Below are 22,983 nucleotides of genomic sequence, written 5' to 3'. Positions count from 1 at the left end.
TTTATGTGCTCGACATGGATAGGATTAATACGGCATCATCGATGACCATATAATAGGCATTTTCATAGGCAAAGCGTTCCTCTGTCTCTAAATCGAAAATGACGACGCCGCTCGTAAGACCTTCTGTATACTCATGAACGAGATAACGACGACCGATCACGCGCTCGAACGGTTCCACATCGATATAACGTGCTCCAGTCGCAATATCGATGACCTCCGTATGCATGTCACTCTCATCTACCTTAATGAAGATTGTCGAACTGACATCGTCATACGTGAAGTCGAGCGGTTCATAGGCACCCCAGTCGACAACCGATACTTCGTGTAACACATCAGGTGCCGTCAAATCATAGATGACTTCTTCGTTCAAAGAGTCGACGAACGCTGAAAATCGAAGGATACCCTCGTTCTCACCAAGGTATTGTACCGTGTCGCCTTCCCCTTGCAATCGGAGAACATCATCGAATGGCAATTCATCTCGTTGATCCCAGATCGCCTCGATCGCCTCCTCGAGAGGACAGATGAGTAGCGCCTCAGAATGGTCAATCGGATCGTCCGGAGAGACTCGTCCATTGTCGAGTGCATCATAGTAGTCAAATTCATCGAGTCTGGCGTTACAGACGATATACGCGATACCCGCGAATGTCGTCGTGAACAAATACAGCTCACGGAATCGTTCTGTCTTCCCGATTAGACGCTCGTCCCGAATACGCTCACGCTGACCGGTCACCCGATCATACAACCATGCCTCATCAGACGATTCAAACGCCGTCAAAAAGAGGAAGTAACGATGGTCGAGTACCCAGAATAGCGTACTATTCCCTCTCTTCTCAAATGTCGTTACAATTTCTTCTTTCCCTGCTTTATAAGAGAACGCGATCAACTCTGTCTTGATGATTCCCTTGCCGTCTGGGATCTCGTTTAAGAAGTACACGACGTCCCCATCCACAAAGAGTTTCGAATACCCGTAGTCTTCATAGGGACGACGGTTCAACTGGGTAATCATCCCGTCCTCTTCATCAAAACGATAGAGGGAGAAAGTCGTCTCATCTTTCTTTTCACGATAGTAGACCGAGGATGATGTGACAGCAATCAAATCCTCATGGTCGATCGGCATGGCACGTGCGTCCACAATTCTCATAAAGCACCTCTTTCATGTCCAGATTCAGCAGGTTCGACAGTGACAAGGCCCGGTGGTCGTTTCGGGAACGTGATACGGAGATGGGCATATTCAATCACATTCTGGTGTGGATGATTCTTATCGATCCAACGAATACGCTGTTGATTCGCCAGAGCATGACCAATTTTCTCTTCCATCTGAAACTTTGAGATGTCCCGATATGCGACTTCTTGGATATACGTCTCTTCATCGGTCTCGAACTGTTGCCAAATCCCCATAATCAGTTGACCGAGTGCTGACACGCGTCGTTCCGGTAACGTGATCGTCCCTAACGTCTGACTCACTTCCTTGAGACATTCGTTAGGGTCATCCGATACCGCAAACAATCGCTTCGCCGTATTGTTCATAACGCGATAGCGACGCTTTCCGCTCTCGAGTCTGAGTACTTGCGCATAAGGCTCGACCGGCACGCCATGAAAGAACGTCTCTGTACCACCCCATGCGAATCCGAAGGCAGGGTCGAACTTTCGAATCGTCTGCATGAACGACATCATAAAGTCCTCAACTTCTCTCCGCTCGAGTCGGAGCCATTCGGCAAGAGCGAGTGTGCCTTTGTGTTTTGAGATGCGGTCGACCGGAAAAAAGAGTTCACCGTCTGCCAGACGATGAGGCTTTAACTCGACGCCATCCGCCCGATAATCGGTCGATGGTCTACCCCCCCTACCTGCGTAAATGACCCATTCCTCATCTGTACTCTCGATAGCATACGCCTGGTGGGCCCACGGTGGGGTGACATATAAGGCCGGATATTCCTCGAATGTGTCAAGATGGATATAGGAGCGGTCATTCCATAGGTGAGCGACGAGCCGGACGACCTCGGCCGTCTCAGAATCTTTCGGGGCGATATAGTTCCCGGTATCACCGATGAACGTCAGCACATGGAATCCATATCCGTTGTATAAATGACGTACGATTCGTTCGAACACGGCTGTCACCATCCGCTCGAATAAGGGATGATCCTCATTTCGGTCAAGAGTCGGCGAATCGACCGCACACATGAGCCAGCCCATCCGCTCATACAATCGGACACGGAGCGGATAAGAAATCAACGGAGAAGAGCTCGCATGAATCTCAGTCAAGCGAATATTGGACATGTTTTCGACTTGCAAGGTGAATCCACTGCGCCTTAACTGTTCCTCCATTTTTTTCTTCCAATTGATCGTCTCCATCCCATCCACTCACTTTCTCTCATCATCTCATTGTGAATTTTTCCCGATTCTCGTTTTACACAAACGCTTTTCGCTTCATTTGCGTGCTGAGACGTTGGATTGCCTCGTCTAGCAATTCGCGACGCGTCCCGATATTCATCCGTTCAAACGCTTCACCTTGAGGACCGAACGGAGTACCCGGTGACAAGAAGATTCGTACGTCTTGATGTAGCCAAGACTTTCTCTCCTCGGCAGACATCGGGAGCTCCGAAAAGTCGATCCACAATAAATAGCTCGCCTCAGGACGCGCCGTACGGAGCATCGGTAGATTGGTTTCAATCGAGTCGATGACCTCGCTCATTTGTTGCTCGAGTTCTTCACGCAATTGATCGAGCCATTGCTCCGCACGTTTGTCTGTATAGGCCGCGATGATGGCTGTATTCGCAAACGGTGTCGGGAGGACGTGATGTTTGTTTTGTACTTTCGTGATCTGTTTCCGCCATTCATCGACCGGACAGATGATGTAAGATGCAAATAAACCTGCGATGTTAAACGCTTTTGAGGGCGCACTTACCGTGATGACACGGGGGTCGAGTGAGCCGATTGCATTATGTTTGTGAGAAGGAAACGTCAAATCCGCATGAATCTCATCTGCGACGACGATGACATCATATTGATTTGCAAGCTCGACGACCTTTTCCAGTTCTGCTCTCGTCCAGACACGTCCGACCGGATTATGCGGAGAACAGAGCAAGAAGAGCTTGGCTTGTTTCATCGCTTCCTCCAAGGCGACGAAGTCCATCTCGTAACGTCCATCGTTCTCATTCAATGGCGCATCGAACACCTGTCGCTTCGAACCGATGACGAGTTCATGGAAAGGTGGGTAGACGGGTGACTGAATGACAACACCATCCCCTACTTCCGTTAATGCCTCGACGATATGTGTCAATGCGGGGACGACCCCACTTGAGAATAAGACATGCTTCGGATCAATCTCCATATCGTGACGTCGTCCATACCAAGACTGAACCGCTTCCTGCGCTTCAGGTGCGAACAAGGTATAGCCGAATTCTCCTTGAGCGGCCTTCTTTGCGAGTGCCTCCGAAATAGACGGTGCTGTACGGATATCGATGTCGGCCACCCAGAGCGGCAACACCTCTTCTGACAGATGGAACCAACGCTCCAACCCATCCCACTTCACTGAGTTCGTACCAGTACGTTCAAGTTGTTGTTGTAAAATTGATTTCATGTTCATCCCTCCTCCTCTTACTGTATCAAAGTTGATTCGACTGCGTGCCAAAAAAGCATGGCAGTTTCTTGCCGACTTCGTTATACTCAATCGAGATATAGAGAGGAGGTAATGTATGAACGTCAACATCGTCAGACATAAACGAAGAAAAAAAGCCGCATTTTATGTCACACCAAATGGCATCGAGCTACGTATCCCAGCACGTTTGTCAAAACGAGTCGTCGATCGCATTTTAGAAGAGCACGACTCATGGATTCGTCATACATGGCACAACCTTCCGAAACAGACGTCTGTTCTTGATGAGGGGCTCGTCTTTCATGGAAAAAGCTATCCAACAAAAAGAGATGATGGCACGACACTCAGACATGACGGTTCCTCATTTTTCGTCCCGAGGACATGGGACGAAAACACTCTGTCTAAACATTATGAGGCATGGCTACGCGAACGTGCATTTGAATATGTGACCGAGCGGGCACCGACTTACGAAAGAATCTTAGGCGTGAAAGCGAAAAAGATTCGGATCGGTCACCAAAAGACACGTTGGGGGTCATGTAGTTCAAATGGGACCATCTCCATCAACGTCCGCCTCATGCTCGCACCAAAAGAAATGATGGACTACGTCATCGCTCACGAATGGGTGCATCTCGTCCACTTCGACCACTCTGCCTCATTTTGGAACACGTTACGTACAATATATCCAGAAACAGATCAAGCGAAAGCTTGGTTGAAGCAGAACGGCCATACATTACAGCTCAAAAAAACCGACTGACCCATCAAAGGGTCAATCGGTTCACAGGTTAGAAGTGAACGTGTCAGCCGTATCATGTAATTCGGCTGCTGCCTGCTCGAACGCATGGAATCGATCCATGGTCTGTTCCATCGTCTTTGCACTCAACTGAATTTCTTGATTGGATGCGGTGACACCTTCTACAATTTTTCGTAGTTCAAAGTTCATCCCTTCCGTATTTGAATTGACGTCGACGACCGCACGTTCAACCATACGGGAGAGATTCCGCACTTCCGTCGCCACGACATTAAAACCAAGTCCGTGTTCACCGGCGCGAGCGGCTTCGATGGCGGCATTCAGGGACAATAGATTCGTTTGTGCCGCAATCTCTTTGATGGACAGTGCGATTTTTGCGATGTCATCGGCTTGGCGTCGCAAGTTCTGAAGGGCATGGAGGTTGTCCGCTGCATCTTTTGCAAGCCGTTCAATCGTTTCATTCAATACTTTCGTATCTTGCATGCCTGTCTTCGCCCGTTCGTCGAGCACATCGGTCATCGATTTGAAGCGATAGGCGTAATCTTTAATCACCTGTTGTCGCTCCGTGATATCCGATGCGATCTTGACGACACCGACGACATCATCCCCTTCAAAGATTGGCATGTACGTCGCCTCGAGCCAGATCGTCTCTCCTTTTGCATTCTCACGCTCCACTTTATCCGAGAAACTGAATCCGCTCCAAAGTTTCTCCCAAAACGCCGAATACTCTGGACTATTGACAAAGGAGGAAGGGCAGAACAAATGGTGTTGCATGCCAACCATCTCTTCGCGTCTATATTTCATCGCTTTTGCGAATGTATCGTTCACATCGACGACCCGGCGTTGACGATCAAATCGAATCATCGCCATGTTCGTCTCGATGGACCGGAATACGTCATCTGAATGGATCATTTTCTGGTTCAATGTACTCATTAAAGATAGCAACCTTTCTTCTTCGTAGGATATTCGTACTAAATCGTGAACCTCAGTGTAACGTATTGTGAAGCAATCCATTGCATCCTTTTTGTATAGAAGGTCAATATCTTAAGTTTGAAGTATTTACCAAATGAAAAGACGCCGAGTGGCGCCTTTACTCTTTCAAGTCTGGAAAATAGCTGAAGAATGTCTCTGCTCCTGTGCTCGACAATTTGAACGTCTGCTTTCGATTTGAATCGGTTAAGTACACATCCACCTTTTTTGAGCGTCTCTGAAAGCTTAATTGAAACTCCTGACCGACCCACCCGTCGATGATCGTAAGCAGGGAATACTCCTCTATCTCCCCTTCTCGCTTGACCGGTTCTGCCTCATTGATTGCATCCATCAAATCAGACATCTCGATTCCTGCAGCCCGCAGCACGTTCGGGTAATCAATCGTTGCCTTTTCGTCTAAAGGAGTTTTATGGACGAACACGAACGGACCACTTGGTACGGCGGGATTCGATTCCTTGTCCGCTTCGATCGATTCATTCGTCGCAAATTCGCGATCCGTGTACGTGAGATGGACGTCTTTCGTCACACGCTTCCCGTCCTCAATAAAAGAGAACGTGTAGAGCGGTGTCTCGACCCCGGGTTCGAGCGATTCTGCCTGTAGTACCCGCTCAACTTTGAGCCCTTCAAATTGCTTTGGTTGCTGCTCTGGTTGCGAATAATCATCTTTTGTTATAAGGACAATCGGGTCATAAGAAAGTAACCCACCTTCCGACTTAGCGAAAATGTAAGCCTCTTTGGATTGTTCGTCGTAGCCGAGTGCGATTGTCATGCTTCCCATTTGCGCGTGATAAGGTTCAATGATTGAGAGCGGAAAGATTCCTTCGTCCTCTCCGATGGTTAAATGGATACTTCCATTCAAGGAAGGGGTCACTTGAATCATCGTTCCGTCAATGAGATTGACGGGATCCTCGAAAACATCGGAATAATCGCTTTCCTTCAAACTCTCTTCTTGTTCCGGAGTTCCATTTGCAATTGTCGGGTTACTTGGGATGGTGACGCCTTCAGAAGCCTGTACAAACGAAGGGAACTTCTCAACAAGTCCGACTCTCATCTTTGGAGAAAAGCCGTCCTGACAAATGACATAATTCTGTTCGCCTTTTACATACGTCACTAGCTTATAGGCATGTGCATCGTAGTCGGAAATCATGGCTTTTCGGTTCAAGACATACGAATGATAGACCGTGACGTCCTCATGGATTTGGGGAACCGGGTCATCGGTGCATGCAAGAAGTAAATCGCTCGCCCACGTCTCAGGACCAGTAGTAAAGCTGTTCGAGTTCATGTCTCGTACATCCCATTGTGAGGGCATATGGTCCAGTTTGACGACCTTTACCTCTTCACTACCACAACCCGATAAAATTCCAACTGTACATAACGTGAATAATAGTCGTTTCATCATGATTTTTCGTACTCCGGGAAAATATCCAAGAACACTTCCGCCCCTTTACTAGATAATTTAAATGTCTGCTCGCGAAGCGGGTCTGTCAGATAGATGTCGATCTTTTTTGACCGCTGTTTATAACTGACTTCAAACGCTTGACCTTTCCATCCATCCATCAACGTCAAGTATCGATAGTCTGCAGGCTCACCTTTTCGGCTGACCGGTTCTGCCTCCTTCAATACTTTCATGACTTGTTCAGATTCTTCCGTCGAGATTTCAATAAAATCAGGATAAGCGAGCTCATTTCCATCAAACGGTTTCCGGTGTGAGACGACTCTTGGACCATTTTCTTGGGCCGGCATCCACTCTTCATACATCGAATCGGGTTCTTCGCCTTCTTTCAGCAACGTACCTTCAACAAAGCGAACCGTCATCGTTTCAGTCACGGGTTCACCCTCCCGCATGTAATGGAACGTATATATGGGAACCGCTTCTCCTTTTTTTATCTCTCCAGGTTCGATGATGGTGTCGACGCTTAACTCTTCAAAAGACTGTTGTTCTATTGACGCAGGATCCTCTAGTTCTTCAAACTGTAATGGCTGATAAACAAAGCGTTCATTGAATGAAAAAAGAATATACGGTTGAGATGTTTGTCGATCGAGTCCGATGGCAATCTGTCGATGCGGCATATCGGTTCCGATTGGTTGAAAACTAGTGAGCGAATGTCTCGTCGCATTACCATCGAGCTCTAGTTCAAGCTCTCCGAATAGTGCCGGTTCAATTTCAAGCAATGTATCTCGGAACGGGATGATCTCGATTTCATCGATGTTCAGTCCGTCTGTTTTCATTAGCTTGTCCTTTGAGGACGAAGATGTTTGATGAAGGCTAGGTAATCGGGGGACGCTGATTCCTTCAGATGTATTCACAAAATCCGGAAACTTATCGATTGTCTTCGCCATCAATTGATTCGTATAATCTTCTCGACAAACCGCATATCGTTCGTCACCTTCTAAATAGGTAACTACCTTCATCGAGTACGGATCCATGGATGACACGATCCCATTTCGCCCTGCGAACACTGTCTGATATACAGTGACATCTCCTTTTAGCTCCGTCGTTCGTTCGCCCTCACATGCCTCGAGCACTTCTCGCGCCTCATGGATTTTAACAAATTCTCCTTCTTTCGTATAACTCTCGAGATTCCATTGATTTTCTATGTAATCTAGTTGAATGACTTCTATGTCAGATGCTCCACATGCGCTTAACAAGGAAGCGCTAAGTATCATTGTAATCCCTCGTTTAAACAAAATATCTCCTCCAGTCATCGTTCTATCCAATTTTACCATTATCTAACTATCCTATACGAAAAAAATCCGCCCATGTTTCATGAGCGGATGCTACATCGATTATTTACTTTGGTCGATCGCACGCTGCAATCTAGATTCGACGTCCGATGCAACGGCTTGTAACGATTCGTCATCTATGAGGCGAATCAACGTTGTCGGTTTCGGCATGCCGATTTGTGTGTGATTGTCCTTTTCGAAAACTGCAATTTTACACGGGAGGAAGTAGCCTCCCTCTAGATGGTGTGACAGCACTTCTTTTGCTGCCTTCGGGTTGCATACTTCTAAAATGCGATACTTCCCTTCAATGGCCTGCCCTTTTTTCTCTAACGTGTCGCTCAAATCAAAGTCCCATAATACACCGAATGCCTCATCTTTCAGCGCTTCTCCAAGACGGTCGATGACGTCCTCAACGGTACGGTCGGACTGTACAGTATAATCAAACATCTTCATTCCTCCTTATGTGGTCACTCTTGAAATCTGTACCCGAACGAAGTCTTCTTCAATCAAAAAGAAACTGTATGTGATTTGAAACATAATCACGAAACGTAACGTATAAAAAGAGATAATAGTTAGAACCAAACTGATGTAAAGGAGAAGTGGTTGTCGTGACGGTCACGGTATTCACGCATACGAGCTGCAGTTCTTCCAGAAAAACGATTGATTGGTTGCGGGAACAAAAGATTCCCTTCATCGAAAAGAAATTGACAGACCAAGGCTTATCCTTTGGTGAATTTAAAGAAATGCTAAGTCTGACTGAGAATGGGACGACCGACTTATTGTCGGTACAGAAGAGCGTCTATAAACAAGCGGCTGAGAAACTCGACGAGATGTCGATCCGCGAACTGTACAGTTTTGTCGCATCAAACCCTCAAATCCTGAAAAGTCCGATTGTCTTCGACCATCATCGCATCCAGGTCGGTTTCAGTGAGAAAGAGATTCGGACGTTCATTCCTCGGCATGACCGCATCGCTGAACTAAAACGTTTGCTCCACAACGCATAAATCGTGTCGCCAAGGCGACACGATTCTTTTTTAGGCTCGTTTTAATCTAGCTGCCAATCGGTTTCCGAATGACTGAATCGATTGAACGAGTAGGATAAGGACAAAAATCGTCACATACATGACTTCCGGTTCGAAACGAAGGTGTCCGTATTGATACGCGATGTCTCCAAGCCCACCGGCTCCAACGAGACCTGCCATGGCTGTCGCACCAATCAACCCGATTGTCGCAATCGTCAATCCGAGAACGATGGAAGAACGTGCCTCACGGATGAGGACGTACCAGATGATTTTTCTCGTCGAGATGCCCATCGCCTCATACGCCTCGATGACCCCGCGGTCGACTTCAAGAAGAGCAGACTCCATGAGTCGTGCGATGTATGGAGCGGTGAAGACGATGAGTGGTAGAAGTACACCTTGGACCCCGATCGTCGTACCCATGATGAAGCGTGTGAATGGCAAGATGAAAAACAAGAGAATGATGAACGGAATCGAACGAATGACGTTGATGACGCTCGATAATCCACCGTACACGAACCGGTTCGCGAGACGCCCGTTCGGTCTCGTCAGTACGAGCAACGTCCCGAGCGGAAGTCCAATCAAGGTCGAGATGAGGAGCGCGATACTCGTCATCGTCAACGTTTGAATCGTTCCCGTCCAAATGAGGTCACCCCAGTCTGTCCAGAACTGTTGCATGATTCGACACCTCCCTTACGTGTACGCCGCTCGTTTTCAAATAACGGACAGCAAGTTCTGTTTGATCGTGATCCCCGTCAAGGTGAACGAGCAGATTTCCGACAAGACCCGCTTTCAATTTCTTGATCCCGCCTCCGATGATGTTCGGTAAGATCCCGAATCGTTTCGTCAACTGGGCGAGCACCGCTTGTTCCGTTTGACTACCGATGAATGATAAATGAACGAGCGTGCCTCGCGTCTGTAATTCCGACACCACTTCTTCCGGTACATCGAGATTCGTCTTCAAGAACCGCTGCGTCGTTTCGTGTCTCGGGTTTGAGAAGACATCCAACACGTTGCCTTGTTCAATGATTTTGCCGTGATCGATGACGGCGACTCGGTCACAGATTCGTTCAATCACTTCCATCTCATGCGTGATCAAGAAGATGGTCAATCCGAGTTCTCGGTTAATCTCGAGCAACAACTCTAAGATCGACTCGGTCGTCTCAGGGTCGAGTGCACTCGTCGACTCGTCGCTGAGGAGGATGTCCGGTTCATGGGCGAGCGCTCGCGCAATGGCGACACGCTGTTTTTGACCGCCTGACAATTGTTCCGGATAATGATTCCGATGTTCGGATAAACCGACGATGTCGAGATAGCGGTCGACCCGTTCACGGATGACTTGCTTCCCGAGCCCTTCGAGGCGGAGCGGGATGGCGACATTCTCTTCGACGGTCGCGGTCTTTAATAGGTTGTAATGTTGAAAGATCATGCCGATTCGCTGACGTAACGTCGACAGACCTTTTTTCTTTAGCAGCGTGATGTCTTGTCCCTCAATTTCAACGACACCTGTCGTCGGACGTTCCAACAGATTGATCATCCGGATAAGGGTACTCTTTCCGGCACCGCTTCGGCCGATGATGCCGAAGATCTCCCCTTTTTCGATTGTGAGGGAGACGTCGTCGAGCGCTGTGATCGTATCTCCATTGACGTGAAATTGCTTGGTGATTTGTTTCAGTTCAATCATCGAATCCCTCCTCAGAACGCTGGTACGACAGATCCATTGAATTCCTCTTCGATGAAAGCACGTACTTCATCCGAATGGTAGTAAGACTTCAATGTCTCAACGACCTCATCTTCTTTGTTGGCCGAGCGGACGACCACATAGTTCGGATATGGGTTGTCGACCGTGTCCTCATGGAACAGGGCATCCTCGTTGATGGAGAGACCTGCACCCATCGCGAAGTTCGTGTTAATCGCTGCTAGTGCCACTTCCGGAAGTTGTGTCGGGAGCTGTGACGCTTCGAGTTCGATGAATTCGAGATTGAGCGGGTTTTCCGCGATATCTCGTTTAGTCGCTTTATCCGTCAGACCTTCTTTTAGTGTGATCAGACCTGCTGTTTCATATAGTCGCAAGGCACGAAGTTCGTTTGCCGGATCGTTCGGGACGGCTACTTTATCCCCTTCCTTTAAATCCTTGATATCTGTCAACTTCTCAGAATAAAGACCCATCGGGAATGCGACCGTTTTGAATACGTCGTCAATTTTATACCCTTTGTCTGACTTTTGAAGTTCGAGGAACGATAACGTCTGGTAACTGTTTACATCAAGGCTTCCCTCGTCGAGTGCCGTGTTCGGTGTGTTGTAATCATTGAATACTTTGATATCGATCTCAAGACCGTCCTCTTTCGCGAGTTCTTGTACTTTCTCCGCAATTTGCTCGTGTGGGCCACCAGTCACGCCGATCGTCAGTTCTTCCGTGCTGAGCGTCTCGCTCGCCTCGGATTGTCCACACGCAGAAAGTGCGATTGCTGCAAGGAATGACGTGCCTGCCAAAAGTGTTTTTTGTTTGATGTTCATGAATAGTTCCTCCTCCAAATGAAAAGCCCGCTACTCACGAAGAGCGGCGGGCACGACAAGTGAAAGTCGGACACGCTCATCTCCCAGACGTCTCGTCTGTTGGAATTAGCACCATGATCATACTGATCTGGTTGCCGGGTTTCATCGGGCCAGTCCCTCCACCACTCTTGATAAGCAAACGGTTTTATTATTTTGTTATTATATTACTGATAAAAGCATTATTTGTAAACAACTTCTTGTAGATTGATGAGAATTTCTTTTAACTGCTCTGAATCTTCAAGATTCCGAATCCCTTGAATCGTAATTTCTTCAACAATCGAAGTGACCAATTCATCGACTTGATCAGGATGAATCCCAAGTTGTGTTAGCGAAGTCGGCGCATCGATGGATTGAAGCCAGTCCTCGAGCAGGAAGGTGTCATCGGACCGAATCAACCGTTCTTGAACAATCAATCCGAACCCGACCTTGTCCCCATGTAACCAATGATGAGTCGAATCAAAGCGACTGAGTGCATTATGAACGGCGTGCGCAACGGCAACACGTGTGCCGGCATCCCCGAACCCACCGACCGCACCACCGATTGCGAGGACATGGTCGACGATATATCGGACGTCCGTTCCATAACGACGAAAGTCTTGTTCATGAATCGACAAGTCCATCAATTTACCGCACTGCGCAGCAAGTGATAACCCTGACTGAATCCCTGCATCCTTCGAAGTCGTCCCGCTAATATAACGAGCCTCGAACCACTTTGAGACCGTGTCGATGACGCCAGCCTTGAAATAGTCATAAGGCGAATCACGTAACAGTCGTTCATCTGCGATGACGCGCTCGATGACGACCGGAAACGTGTCATAGCGAATGTAAGAGCCTTCCTCACTGTAGATGACGCTCAGTGGTGTGAAGGCTGCACAGTTTGATACGAGTGTCGGGACGACAATGAGCGGGACTGACTGGGCGAATGCAATCCGCTTCGCCGTATCAATCAATTTACCTCCGCCGACGGCAATCCATACGTCTGGTCGATAGGCATTCAAACGATTTACTTCTTCGTCTGAACATTCCCCGTTGAACTGTACACTCGGAAGATTTGCTAGACGAGGGAACACGCGAACCGCTTCACCGTATCCGTTCGATCCTTTCAAAACGAGTGCCTTCCGGTTTCCAATCAACGTATGAAGGTTCTCGAGCGCATCATGCGAATGGTCATATTCGAGCACGGCCTGACGAATCACAAATGTACCTCCTCATAGGCTGCAAACAGTCTCTCAATCCGTTCTACCGCTTCATCAATCTTCTGTTCAGACGATACGAGACCGAAACGGATGTGGTGATCTCCCTCTGTTCCGAAGAAGTAGCCTGGTGTGACGGCAACACCCGCCTCGTGGAGTAACTTTGTCGAGAACGATTTTGCATCCCCCTCAGGTACTTTCGCCCATACAAAGAACGAACCCTTCGGTGCCTCAATCTCCCACCCCGCCCGGCGTAACCCATTAATCAATCGGTTTCGTCTTGTTTCGTAAAGTGAGGCTAGGTCATCACGTAAGTCGCGCGGAGATTCTAACGCCACAATCGCTGCCTCTTGAATGGCTGAGAAGACAGACACGTGGACGTGATCTTGATACGTGTTGATGGCTTCAATAATATCGGCATTTCCGACCGCGAACGCGACACGCCACCCCGACATATTGAACGCCTTCGACATCGTGTATACTTCAATTCCAATTTCTTTCGCACCATCTGCCTGAAGAAAGCTCGGGGGAACATAACCGTCGAACCCAATGCTTCCATAAGCGAAATCGTGGACGACCATCACATCATGCTTCTTTGCAAACGCGACGGTCTCTTCAAAGAATGCCGGCGTCGCGACAGCCCCAGTCGGATTACTCGGGTAGTTCAAATACATGAGTTTCGCGTGGGACGGGTCGAGTGTTGAATAGTCCGGAAGAAAGCCGTGTTCCTCTTTTAACGTCAAATCGATGATTTCCGCACCTGCGAGCCTCGCTCCAGAGATGTAATCCGGGTAACCCGGGTTCGGGAGCAAAATCCCGTCACCTGGTTCGAGAAGGCATTGTGGGAGTGTGATCAAACCTGATTTACTACCAATCAAGATGGCGACTTCTCGTTCCGGGTCGAGTTCGACACCATATTCACGAGAGTAAAATGATGCGACCGCCTCTTTCAATCGGGTCTGTCCTCGAAATGGACCGTATTGGTGTGTGGTCGGGTCCGTGATGGCACGTTCGAGCGCCTCACAGATTGGAGCGGGTGTCGGTAAATCGGGTGTCCCTTGCCCGAGTCGGATAACGCTCTTCCCGCTTGCCTCTACCGCTGCGACCTCTTCTGCTAATCCGACGAAGTGTTGCGTCGGTAAGGATTTTAATAATTGTGAACGTCTGTCTGCCATGATTCTTCCTCCTGATACGAAAAAACACCCCTTTCTGAGGAAAGGGGTGCTCAATACAGACGTATGTAGTCAACCACCTTCCCATCTCTCAAGGTCACCTTGCTGGAATTAGCACAGTATTTTGCAATCTGTTGCTGAAGCTTCATCGGGCCAGTCCCTCCGCTTCTCTTGATAGAAAGTGTTATTCGCTATGTAATTTTTGTATGTCCCTAAGTTAACCAGACATTTCCAACGGTGTCAAACATTTTTTTCAAAGTGAACATCTATTGAATCCTTTTCAAAAAACATTCATAGTAAAAGAGTAGAAAAATTATATTTGTATGAGGGGATAGAGCATTGGAGCTTAATCGTCAACTTATTTGGAAACTCAGTGTGATCGGTCTGATTTTACTCGTCTTATGGCGGGTCATCAGTGAACCGGATACCATCTCACGTGTTTTGCAGTACACGTTTCAGTTACTGACCCCAATCATCATGGGGATTGCCATCGCTTTGTTACTCAACACCGTACTCTCTTATATTGAAGAACGGTTCCATTTGAAGCGATATCAAGGTCTGCTCATCGTCTATATCACGTTTATCGGGATTTTAGCGATCTCGGTCGTCACGTTGTTCCCGCGGATCTACTCGAGTCTTTCATCACTCATCGAGGAGTTACCCGTCTACATCCGTCAAATCGATGCGTTCTTAGGTGATGTAAACAATTACTTGAAAGACTATAATGCGACGATCGCCCAGGCGATTGATTTTGCACGCTTCGAGGATCGTTATTCCGGATGGGTCGAGACGGCCGTCCTCTCTTCTGTCAGTTATGTCTCTAGTTTCACGATGACATTGATCAACTTCTTGATTGGGATTGTCATCTCCATCTATCTGTTAAAAGACAAAGAAGTCTTCGCTCGCATGTTCAAACGCCTTCTCTACGCGCTCTTACCAGTGGGCACTGCGAAGACGACAATCGATATCTTTCAGGAGATGGACTACATTTTTAAACGATACATCATCGGTAAATCACTCGATTGTCTGATCATCGGTGTTCTCGCTGTCATCGGACTCTTAATCATCGGGGCGCCATACGCGTTACTTCTTGGTGTCATCGTCGGGGTGCTCAATTTTATCCCATACGTCGGTCCGCTACTGGGGATGATTCCAGCGTTTATCATCACTTACTTCTATGATCCGTTCACCGCCGTATTGGTGCTCTTGTTCATCTTCTTGTTGCAGCAATTTGACGGGTTATGGCTCGGGCCGAAGATTTTGGGTGACAGCGTCGGAATCACTCCGTTTTGGGTCATCACATCGATTATCATCGGAGGAAGTCTATTCGGTCTCGTCGGCATGTTTGTGAGCGTTCCGATCACGGCGATGATTCAAGTCGTCTTGTCTAGACTGATTGATTATCGTTTGAATCGAAAAAATTTAAATGAATTACTCTAAATCCTCCCAATAATTTGTTGACACATTGATGAAATGTGTCATACAGTTGAAGAGAAGAACAACAATTAACAGAAAGGAGAGGTTCCCATGTCAGTAGTATCTTCGAAACCATTCATTCAAGTTCATACTGATTGGCAGGCACCTCTTCGATTGATTCATATCTAAGACGCCTGCCTAACTAGGCATGCATAAACAACGTGGGACGTCGTATGCCTTCATGCATATGACGTCCCTTTTGTGTCTAAAATTAAATAAAGCAGGTGACCTGTATGTTTCAATCACTCAAGCAACTCGACCGCAACATTTGGATACGTTTCTTAGGAGAAACGATCACGGGAATCATGATGTTCATGATTGCCCCATTCTTAGTCCTTTATTATAGTGACCAGTTAGACAGCTATCTTCAAGTCGGAATCATCATGGCGACGGGACCAATCATGGCGCTCCTCGGCTCGATGATTGGGGGACGGCTTGCTGATCTATACGGACGCAAACCAATCATGATGATCGCCATCGTTGGTGACGCGCTCGCCCTCATCGGTTTTGCGTTCGCCGACTCGTTTTGGCCGTTGCTCTTACTCAATGCCATGCTCGGCTTGACCAATTCATTGTTCCACCCCGCTGCCAGTGCAATGGTCGCTGATGTCACGGAACCCGAGCATATGAACGAGGCGTTCGGCCTCTTACGAATGGGGCATAACATCGGAGCCGCATTCGGACCGCTTCTCGGGAGTGCGGTACTGTTTATCGACAGGGAGCTCATTTTCTTTGCGGCTGCTTTCATCTTTGGATTATATGCCCTCGTGCTTGGGGCATTTATTCACGAGTCGTTGCCGGAGTTCACGGAAGATGAGACCCCGAGCAACCGTGAAGTGTTGCGCGTATTTTATAACGACCGCGTGTTTCTGATCTTTATCTTTGCGGGTATATTCATATCAATGGGGTTCTCGGTCGTCGAAAGTATGTTGCCGCTCTTTTTGAAAGAGTCGCTCCCGACGTATACAGATCAACAAAACCCATTCCCTTACTTGTTGGCACTTAACGGGATCCTCGTCGTTCTTTTCCAGTTCCCGATTGCATCGAAGCTTGGGAATAAGCCTTTTGGGAAAGTCATGTTTGCTGGAGCTACCGTATTCGGGATTGGGATGGTCTTGATTGCAATCGTCCCGAGAGCATTGTACGCTCTCGACGTTCCTTATCTCCCACTCGTCGGGATTTTACTCGCCGTCTACGCGTTTTACACGTTTGGCGAGATGATCATGTCCCCTGTCCAACAGACATTCATCGCCTTGATTGCGCCAGAGAACATGCGCGGCGCCTACAATGGGGCTGCGAGTGTCCAGTGGCTGATCGGCGGTGTGACGGCACCGATTATCGCAAGCGTCTTCTTCGATAATCGTGCCGGGCATATCGCACTGATTTTGATCGGCGGCGCGAGCTGTCTGTCAGGTATTATTTACTGGCAACTCGGACGTCACGTTCAAGCGACAGAAGCAAAGCAAAAATCCGCGTAATCACTCATTGACCACACTCTCTGTTTTTTAGAAAGTGTGGTCTTTTCATTCTTTTCATTCTTATTAAAATTTGAAATTATCATTCAATTCACTTTACAATCATAATAATCCTTTTTATGATAAAACGGTTAAGGAGGGATCTTTCATGGAAAGGATCGATAAACAGACAATCGTGGACAGTGTTCCACAAAAAGGCTTCTTCGGACAACCGAAAGGGTTGTTCACCCTATTCTTCACGGAGTTTTGGGAACGTTTCTCGTACTATGGCATGCGGGCCATCCTCGTATTCTATATGTACTATGAGGTTTCTGAAGGTGGACTCGGGCTCGACCGTAATGTCGCGCTGTCCATCATGTCCGTCTATGGTGCGCTCGTTTATATGTCAGGGGTCATTGGGGGATGGCTTGCGGACAGAGTATTCGGGACGTCACGTGCGGTCTTCTACGGTGGTGTGTTCATCATGCTCGGGCACATCGTCCTTTCGATTCCAGGTAGCGTCGTCTTCTTATTCATCTCCATGGCGTTGATTGTTATTGGTACGGGTTTATTGAAACCAAACGTATCAAGTATTGTCGGAGATATGTATAGTGAAACGGATCGCCGTCGTGACGCTGGATTCAGTATCTTCTACATGGGTATCAACTTGGGCGCGTTCATTTCACCGCTCATCGTTGGACAAGTTCAAAAAGACTACGGCTTCCATTGGGGCTTCGCCCTTGCTGCCATCGGGATGTTCGTTGGACTCGTCGTCTTCGTATTGACACGTAAAACGAACCTTGGCCTTGCTGGCTCGTACGTACCGAACCCGTTATCTCCTGATGAGAAAAAGAAAACGATTCGAATCGTCAGCCTTGTCACAATCGGAATCGCCATCTTACTTGCGATTTTGATTCCACTCGGCTGGTTTACGATTAACACATTCATCTCGCTCGTCGGGGTGTTCGGAATCGCGATTCCAACAGTTTACTTCATCATCATGTATCGCAGTCCGAAGACGACAGAGGTTGAGCGTTCACGCATCATTGCCTATATCCCGCTCTTCATCGCCTCCGTCATGTTCTGGGCGATTCAAGAGCAAGGGGCAACGATCCTTGCGAGTTATGCCGATACACGGACTGACCTTGAATTCTTCGGATTTACATTGTCACCAGCATGGTTCCAGTCGTTAAACCCGCTCTTCATCATCCTGCTCGCACCGGTCTTTGCTTGGCTGTGGGTTCGCCTTGGTGACCGAGAGCCGAGTATCCCGACGAAATTCGCTTTCGGGATCTTGTTTGCAGGGATCAGTTTCTTGGTCATCCTACTTCCTGCTTACTTCAGCGGTCCGGATGCCCTCGTCAACCCGCTCTGGCTCGTCTTGAGTTACTTTATCGTAGTGTTGGGCGAGTTGAGCTTGTCGCCGGTCGGTTTGTCGGCTACGACTAAACTTGCACCCGCTGCGTTCTCTGCTCAAACGATGTCACTCTGGTTCTTATCGAACGCTGCCGCACAAGGGATCAATGCCCAGCTCGTCAAGTTCTACTCACCAGAGAATGAGATGCTCTATTTCGGAGTCATCGGCGGAGTCGCCATCATCTTAAGTTTGATTCTGTTCGCACTCGCACCAAAAATCAAAGTATATATGCGCGGAATCCACTAATCATCAAAAACGCCAGCCGATTCGATCGGCTGGCGTCATTTTTTATTTGCGTACTTGAATGAGTGACAAGTAGCGGTCAATCATATTGTGGTTAAAGTAATCATGGAAGTTGTCTTGTTTCAGCGATTGAATTGATTCATGGAATGTCGCAGGAAGAGATGCGATTCCTTGGCTTTCGATTTGTTTCGCTGAATACTCGAACAAGTCGTCCTCGTTCGGCTTAGACGGTTCGAGCTTCTGCTCGATTCCTTCTAAACCAGCGTAAATGAGGGCAGCAAGTGCCAAGTATGGGTTTGCACTCGGATCAGGGTTTCGGACCTCTACTCGAGTCGCACTTCCACGAGAAGCCGGGATTCGAATCATCGAACTACGGTTCGACGGACTCCAGCAAATATTGACCGGTGCCTCAAACCCAGGAACGAGACGCTCATATGACTCAGGGAGTGGGTTTGTGAAGATGGCCGTCGCACGGGCATGCTTTAAGATCCCTTCGATGAAATGACGAGCAGTTTGAGAGAGGCCATAATCGGCGTCAGCCTCATCAAACGCGTTGTTTGTCGCCTTGCCCGCTTCGTCGTTCTTCCATACCGAGATGTTCAAATGCATCCCAGAACCGTTCACGTCACGCAACGGCTTCGGTAAGAACGAGACAGATGCCCCTTTTTCTTTCGCCGCAATCTTGACGATTTCTTTGAAGAACTGAATGTTATCTGCCGTATGGAGTGCATCGTCATATTTGATTCCGATTTCATGTTGTGCCGGAGCGACCTCATGGTGGACCGCCTCGATGTTGAATCCGACATTGCTCAAGCGGTTTGCAATATGCTGACGTACTTCATATCCTTTGTCTTCTGAACGAGTCGAGAAGTAACCGGCCTCATCATAAAACTCTCCATTTTCATCAAAGATGAAGAATTCAGGCTCTGCGCCGACGAAAACCGAGTAGCCATCGCGTGCAGCTCGCTCGAGTGCATCCTTCAACACATTACGTGGGTCGTATTCATATCGCTCACCCTCAGGTGTACAAACATCACAGAAGAACGCCAAAATACTCTCATCACCATCTTGCTCATAACGTGGACGATCTAAATCCGGTCTCAAGAATAAGTCGGAGTTTTTGATGGAAGAGAATCCGTTGATTGAAGAGCCATCAAACATTGTTTTTCCTTCAAAAACCTCTGGCAACAATTTTGCCGAAAGGGTCAAGAGTTTCAAATCACCGAGGACATCTGAAAAGTAAAGATGGATTTGGGTAATATTTTTCTCTTGTACCGTTTTCTCAATTTCTTGTTGCTTTTTTGCTACGTCATCCTTGTCTGTTCCGAATAGATTTGCCATGATTCTTAAAAACCTCACTTCAATGGATTTGACAGGCAAGCTGTCGTTACGCACCTTTCGTACGCTTCTCTATAGTTCATAACCGACTTCGTTTTTTTCTAAACATGAAATTTTGAAAGACGCAAAGTGGCTACATGACGTAAGACTTGATATGATGGATGGAGAATGTCACAGAGAGGGAGAACGCGATTGTATATTTTTATGACTGGTGGAACTGGATTTTTAGGAGGTCGACTCGCCAAAGAGTTGATTGAACGGGGGCATCGGATTTGCATGCTCGCCCGAACACCGGAAAAAGTAAATGCTCAGTTCACGGTGGAAGAAAGAAAATCAATCGATGTGTTGCCTGGCGATTTGACGGCACACGCACTCGGTGCTAATGAACAATTTATCGATTCACATAAAGGAAAAATGGATTTATTCCTACACATGGCAGCACTCGTCAAATTTGATGAAGAGTTACGCGATGAATTGTTTGAAACAAATGTAACGGGGACGAAAGAAGCTCTTCGATTGGCCAAGTTGATTGACGTTCCTCGGTTTTTCCATGTAAGTACCGCCTATACACTCGGGGCAAAAGAAGTCGGCGGCGAGACATTATATGATGTATCCCAATCCTTTTTAAATCCATATGAAGAGAGTAAGGCACATGCCGAACAGGCTGTCTGGCAATCGCGGGATGAACTCGACGTATCCATCTTCCGTCCAGCCATCATCGTTGGTGACTCGAAGACCGGAGAAGCGGATTCAAAGTTCACGATGTATGGCTATATGCGTGCACTCGAGCTGTTCAAACGGAAATTGGAGCGCCGCGGTCATGATTTTGAATCCATCCGTTTAATCGGATCGGCGACGGGCACCTCGAATCTTGTTCCGGTCGATTATGTCGCGGATGTACTTCTGGCCGCTATCGAGCATGCGAAAGCGGGCACGATTTACAATGTTACGAATGATAAGCCACCGCACAATGAGATAATGCTCGATTATATGAAGGAGTCGCTCTCTTTCCCGCATTTGACGATTACGGAGACGCCGTCGTCTACACTCAGTGCTGTCGAACAGTCATTTAACGACATGGTGAAAGTATTCAATCCATATTTGAATCGAAACATCACCTTCCATGATGAAAACACAAAACAATTGTTAAAAGATGCGGGATTCTCTCCACTTCGCCTCGACCAGCAGTCGTTGCGACGAATCGTGAATGCCTATTATCAAACAAAACACTAAAAAATGGACCGGGCTTCCGGTCCATTGTCATTTATCACAGACTAATACGATTTTTCCATCTTTGATTTCGCGCTCGAGTGAGTCGACCATCTCTTTCGTAAGACCGAGGCTTTCCATCTGTTCCATGCGATCTTCCGAGTTGCTCGTAAATTTCGAGAGCAACGACTCGAACATTCCCTTCTCAGGGATTCGGTACGGTTGGACACCGGCTTCTGCCGCCAGTCGAATCGTCAATTCTTCGTCTTTGGCGAATAAGTAGATGTGTTCGTTCACACACCCTCCTGAGACCATCTCGTTCACTTCATGGTCTACCGTTGTCATATCATTTACTACCCTTGTCTCTAACATGCCCCATCCTCCTAAACGTTCACAGTCATGGTTTTCACTGTTTTTGTTATTCCCGAAAAATGAGGTGGTAAACATAAATCGTCATCGTTTAATCATGAAAAGTCCATTCTTCCACATCAAAATGTTGCACGATTCCTTCGATGCGCTCACGTTCCCCTTCCATGGTAGCCCGCCCCAATATGCGCGCGGTCACAACGAATTGATTCCCATCTTCTCGGATGCGCGATATCCGATAATCCGCCTGTTGCAATAAACCAGCGATGATCTCCAGCTTTTCTCTCTCAGATGACCGAAATGTATGGTTCATGTTCATTCCCCCTCTGTATATATGCTACCATATCGTTTCGTGATGGAGATGATATACTAAGGACAGCGAAAAGGAGTGAGTGACGTGCCTAAACAAGATCTGAATACAATCATGCTGGAATACTTGAATGAAAAAGAAGATTATGAAGCGTTTGCCACAAAACTGAAAGCGCTCCTCAGTGAATTATTGACGGAAGCCGGGATCCAGTTTCATTCGATTGTCGCCCGAGCGAAAGAAGCGGACAGTCTCTATGCCAAACTCTCGCGTAAACCATACCAATACCGTTCGTTACGTGACGTACAAGACCTTGCCGGGATCCGGATCGTCACATACTTTCATGATGATGTTCGAGCAGTCGCACAAATATTAGAGGACGAGTTTACCATTGATCGAGAACAATCGATTGATAAATCGACTTTACTCGATGCAAATGAGTTCGGTTACTTATCAGTGCATTATGTCGTGGAACTAAGCGAAAAAAGACTTGCCCTTGGGGAGTACCGACGCTTTGCAGAAAAAGAAGCGGAGATTCAGGTCCGCTCGATTCTACAACATGCCTGGGCTGAAATCGAGCATGACCTCGGTTACAAAAACCCGAATGCTGTCCCTCCTGAAATCAAGCGTAGTTTCAGTCGTGTCGCTGGGCTTCTCGAGATTGCTGACTCTGAATTTGTGAACATCCGTAAACAACTAAGGACATTTGAACAAGAAACAGTTGAACAAATCCTCGATTCTCCTGAGAAAGTAGCTATTACTCGGGACAATTTAAACTATTATATTGCCAACGACCAAACCGTTGAAAAATTGGATCAAGCCATCTTCCAAAGCGAATGGTTGCTTGAAACTGATCTTTCGGCAATCGTGGAACTGACTCGAATGTTCCATTATGCAGATATTCGAACGTTCAAAGATTTGAACGACACGCTTTCGACCTACTTCACGCAAGCCATTCAATGTTCGACCTTACTCCCTTCTTCCCTTTTACCAAGACAAGGGATGGGTGTCGTCTATGCTGTCCTGGCCAAACTATTGGCAGAAGGTGATGATCCGCAGATTGAATTCTTCTTTAGACGTTTCTATCCAGATTTGAAACATTATGAGGAAATCATTCAACAAATCCGTGCGAAAGACGAGCCTTTATAACTTTACAGACAACATGTTTTTAATGTAGAA

At 47.4% G+C, this 22,983-nt stretch carries 22 protein-coding genes and 2 riboswitches; of the genes, 7 read left to right on the top strand and 15 right to left on the bottom strand.

What is annotated here, in order from left to right; all coding sequences use genetic code 11:
* Position 1 precedes the first annotated feature (1 nt).
* Genes ACQKD4_RS06360 through ACQKD4_RS06350 form a run of 3 tightly spaced genes read right to left on the bottom strand, consistent with a single transcriptional unit; the run spans position 2 to position 3,577 of the window.
* A complete protein-coding gene (locus ACQKD4_RS06360; protein ID WP_427372794.1) occupies positions 2–1,141 on the bottom strand; it encodes a hypothetical protein in 1,140 nt (379 codons plus the stop codon).
* On the bottom strand, positions 1,138–2,349 hold the full coding sequence (locus ACQKD4_RS06355; protein ID WP_427372793.1) for a hypothetical protein: 1,212 nt from the start codon (positions 2,347–2,349) through the stop codon (positions 1,138–1,140). The genes ACQKD4_RS06360 and ACQKD4_RS06355 overlap by 4 nt, the downstream gene beginning before the upstream one ends.
* A 55-nt stretch (positions 2,350–2,404) precedes the next feature.
* Positions 2,405–3,577: a MalY/PatB family protein gene (locus ACQKD4_RS06350; protein WP_427372792.1), complete on the bottom strand. Its 1,173-nt coding sequence runs from the start codon at positions 3,575–3,577 to the stop codon at positions 2,405–2,407.
* 115 nt (positions 3,578–3,692) lie between these two features.
* Here ACQKD4_RS06350 and ACQKD4_RS06345 point away from each other — a divergent pair, with 115 nt between their 5' ends.
* A complete protein-coding gene (locus ACQKD4_RS06345) occupies positions 3,693–4,346 on the top strand; it encodes a M48 family metallopeptidase (RefSeq protein ID WP_427372791.1) in 654 nt (217 codons plus the stop codon).
* Between the two features lie 21 nt (positions 4,347–4,367).
* Here the strand turns inward: ACQKD4_RS06345 and ACQKD4_RS06340 are convergent, their stop codons facing one another.
* The 4 genes from ACQKD4_RS06340 to ACQKD4_RS06325 form a co-directional block, all read right to left on the bottom strand.
* The gene (locus ACQKD4_RS06340) at positions 4,368–5,273 is read right to left on the bottom strand and encodes a methyl-accepting chemotaxis protein (protein ID WP_427372789.1); all 906 of its coding nucleotides are present in this window, start codon (positions 5,271–5,273) and stop codon (positions 4,368–4,370) included.
* Between the two features lie 157 nt (positions 5,274–5,430).
* On the bottom strand, positions 5,431–6,729 hold the full coding sequence (locus ACQKD4_RS06335; RefSeq protein ID WP_427372788.1) for a hypothetical protein: 1,299 nt from the start codon (positions 6,727–6,729) through the stop codon (positions 5,431–5,433).
* Positions 6,726–7,997 (bottom strand): hypothetical protein, encoded by a 1,272-nt coding sequence (locus ACQKD4_RS06330; RefSeq protein ID WP_427372787.1) that lies wholly within the window; start codon positions 7,995–7,997, stop codon positions 6,726–6,728. Before ACQKD4_RS06330 ends, ACQKD4_RS06335 begins: the two co-directional genes overlap by 4 nt.
* Positions 7,998–8,117: 120 nt before the next feature.
* Positions 8,118–8,501, bottom strand: coding sequence for a DUF302 domain-containing protein (locus tag ACQKD4_RS06325; protein WP_427372786.1), 384 nt, complete (start codon positions 8,499–8,501; stop codon positions 8,118–8,120).
* Positions 8,502–8,662: 161 nt separating this feature from the next.
* Here ACQKD4_RS06325 and ACQKD4_RS06320 point away from each other — a divergent pair, with 161 nt between their 5' ends.
* Complete coding sequence (locus ACQKD4_RS06320; RefSeq protein WP_012726343.1) at positions 8,663–9,058, top strand: Spx/MgsR family RNA polymerase-binding regulatory protein; 396 nt, start codon at positions 8,663–8,665, stop codon at positions 9,056–9,058.
* Between the two features lie 30 nt (positions 9,059–9,088).
* Here the strand turns inward: ACQKD4_RS06320 and ACQKD4_RS06315 are convergent, their stop codons facing one another.
* The 5 genes from ACQKD4_RS06315 to ACQKD4_RS06295 form a co-directional block, all read right to left on the bottom strand.
* Positions 9,089–9,751 carry a methionine ABC transporter permease gene (locus ACQKD4_RS06315; protein ID WP_274664170.1) on the bottom strand — a complete coding sequence of 221 codons (663 nt, stop codon included), beginning with the start codon at positions 9,749–9,751 and terminating at the stop codon, positions 9,089–9,091.
* Positions 9,723–10,757 (bottom strand): methionine ABC transporter ATP-binding protein, encoded by a 1,035-nt coding sequence (locus tag ACQKD4_RS06310; protein WP_427372785.1) that lies wholly within the window; start codon positions 10,755–10,757, stop codon positions 9,723–9,725. The genes ACQKD4_RS06315 and ACQKD4_RS06310 overlap by 29 nt, the downstream gene beginning before the upstream one ends.
* 11 nt (positions 10,758–10,768) lie before the next feature.
* A complete protein-coding gene (locus ACQKD4_RS06305) occupies positions 10,769–11,590 on the bottom strand; it encodes a MetQ/NlpA family ABC transporter substrate-binding protein (protein ID WP_214782904.1) in 822 nt (273 codons plus the stop codon).
* 73 nt (positions 11,591–11,663) lie between these two features.
* A riboswitch (SAM riboswitch) is annotated at positions 11,664–11,767 on the bottom strand.
* Between the two features lie 41 nt (positions 11,768–11,808).
* Entirely contained in the window at positions 11,809–12,825 is a 1,017-nt protein-coding gene (locus tag ACQKD4_RS06300; RefSeq protein WP_427372784.1) for an iron-containing alcohol dehydrogenase, read from the bottom strand.
* Entirely contained in the window at positions 12,822–13,997 is a 1,176-nt protein-coding gene (locus tag ACQKD4_RS06295) for an aminotransferase class I/II-fold pyridoxal phosphate-dependent enzyme (RefSeq protein ID WP_427372783.1), read from the bottom strand. The genes ACQKD4_RS06300 and ACQKD4_RS06295 overlap by 4 nt, the downstream gene beginning before the upstream one ends.
* Positions 13,998–14,075: 78 nt before the next feature.
* A riboswitch (SAM riboswitch) is annotated at positions 14,076–14,175 on the bottom strand.
* A 158-nt stretch (positions 14,176–14,333) separates the two neighbouring features.
* On the opposite strand from ACQKD4_RS06295, the gene ACQKD4_RS06290 reads away from it, so the two are divergent.
* From ACQKD4_RS06290 to ACQKD4_RS06280, 3 genes are all read left to right on the top strand, one after another.
* Positions 14,334–15,434 carry an AI-2E family transporter gene (locus tag ACQKD4_RS06290; protein WP_214749008.1) on the top strand — a complete coding sequence of 367 codons (1,101 nt, stop codon included), beginning with the start codon at positions 14,334–14,336 and terminating at the stop codon, positions 15,432–15,434.
* A 269-nt stretch (positions 15,435–15,703) separates the two neighbouring features.
* A complete protein-coding gene (locus ACQKD4_RS06285) occupies positions 15,704–16,948 on the top strand; it encodes an MDR family MFS transporter (protein ID WP_427372782.1) in 1,245 nt (414 codons plus the stop codon).
* 145 nt (positions 16,949–17,093) lie between these two features.
* On the top strand, positions 17,094–18,587 hold the full coding sequence (locus tag ACQKD4_RS06280; RefSeq protein ID WP_427372781.1) for a peptide MFS transporter: 1,494 nt from the start codon (positions 17,094–17,096) through the stop codon (positions 18,585–18,587).
* A gap of 42 nt (positions 18,588–18,629) precedes the next feature.
* Here the strand turns inward: ACQKD4_RS06280 and ACQKD4_RS06275 are convergent, their stop codons facing one another.
* On the bottom strand, positions 18,630–19,925 hold the full coding sequence (locus ACQKD4_RS06275) for a glutamine synthetase family protein (protein WP_214748999.1): 1,296 nt from the start codon (positions 19,923–19,925) through the stop codon (positions 18,630–18,632).
* Between the two features lie 189 nt (positions 19,926–20,114).
* Here ACQKD4_RS06275 and ACQKD4_RS06270 point away from each other — a divergent pair, with 189 nt between their 5' ends.
* Positions 20,115–21,155, top strand: a complete 1,041-nt coding sequence (locus ACQKD4_RS06270; RefSeq protein ID WP_427372780.1) for an SDR family oxidoreductase — start codon at positions 20,115–20,117, stop codon at positions 21,153–21,155.
* A gap of 27 nt (positions 21,156–21,182) precedes the next feature.
* On the opposite strand, the gene ACQKD4_RS06265 is transcribed toward ACQKD4_RS06270, so the two are convergent.
* Positions 21,183–21,503 carry a general stress protein gene (locus ACQKD4_RS06265; protein ID WP_214692491.1) on the bottom strand — a complete coding sequence of 107 codons (321 nt, stop codon included), beginning with the start codon at positions 21,501–21,503 and terminating at the stop codon, positions 21,183–21,185.
* A gap of 88 nt (positions 21,504–21,591) precedes the next feature.
* A complete protein-coding gene (locus ACQKD4_RS06260; RefSeq protein WP_427372779.1) occupies positions 21,592–21,810 on the bottom strand; it encodes a hypothetical protein in 219 nt (72 codons plus the stop codon).
* An 84-nt stretch (positions 21,811–21,894) separates the two neighbouring features.
* On the opposite strand from ACQKD4_RS06260, the gene ACQKD4_RS06255 reads away from it, so the two are divergent.
* Positions 21,895–22,953, top strand: a complete 1,059-nt coding sequence (locus tag ACQKD4_RS06255) for a GTP pyrophosphokinase (RefSeq protein WP_427372778.1) — start codon at positions 21,895–21,897, stop codon at positions 22,951–22,953.
* Positions 22,954–22,983: the final 30 nt, after the last annotated feature.

The sequence above is a fragment of the Exiguobacterium sp. NPDC077395 genome, assembly GCF_050269125.1.
GTDB lineage: Bacteria > Bacillota > Bacilli > Exiguobacteriales > Exiguobacteriaceae > Exiguobacterium > Exiguobacterium aestuarii_A.
Note: the sequence above shows the minus strand (reverse complement) of the source record. Positions and strands in the feature narration are given on the sequence as shown.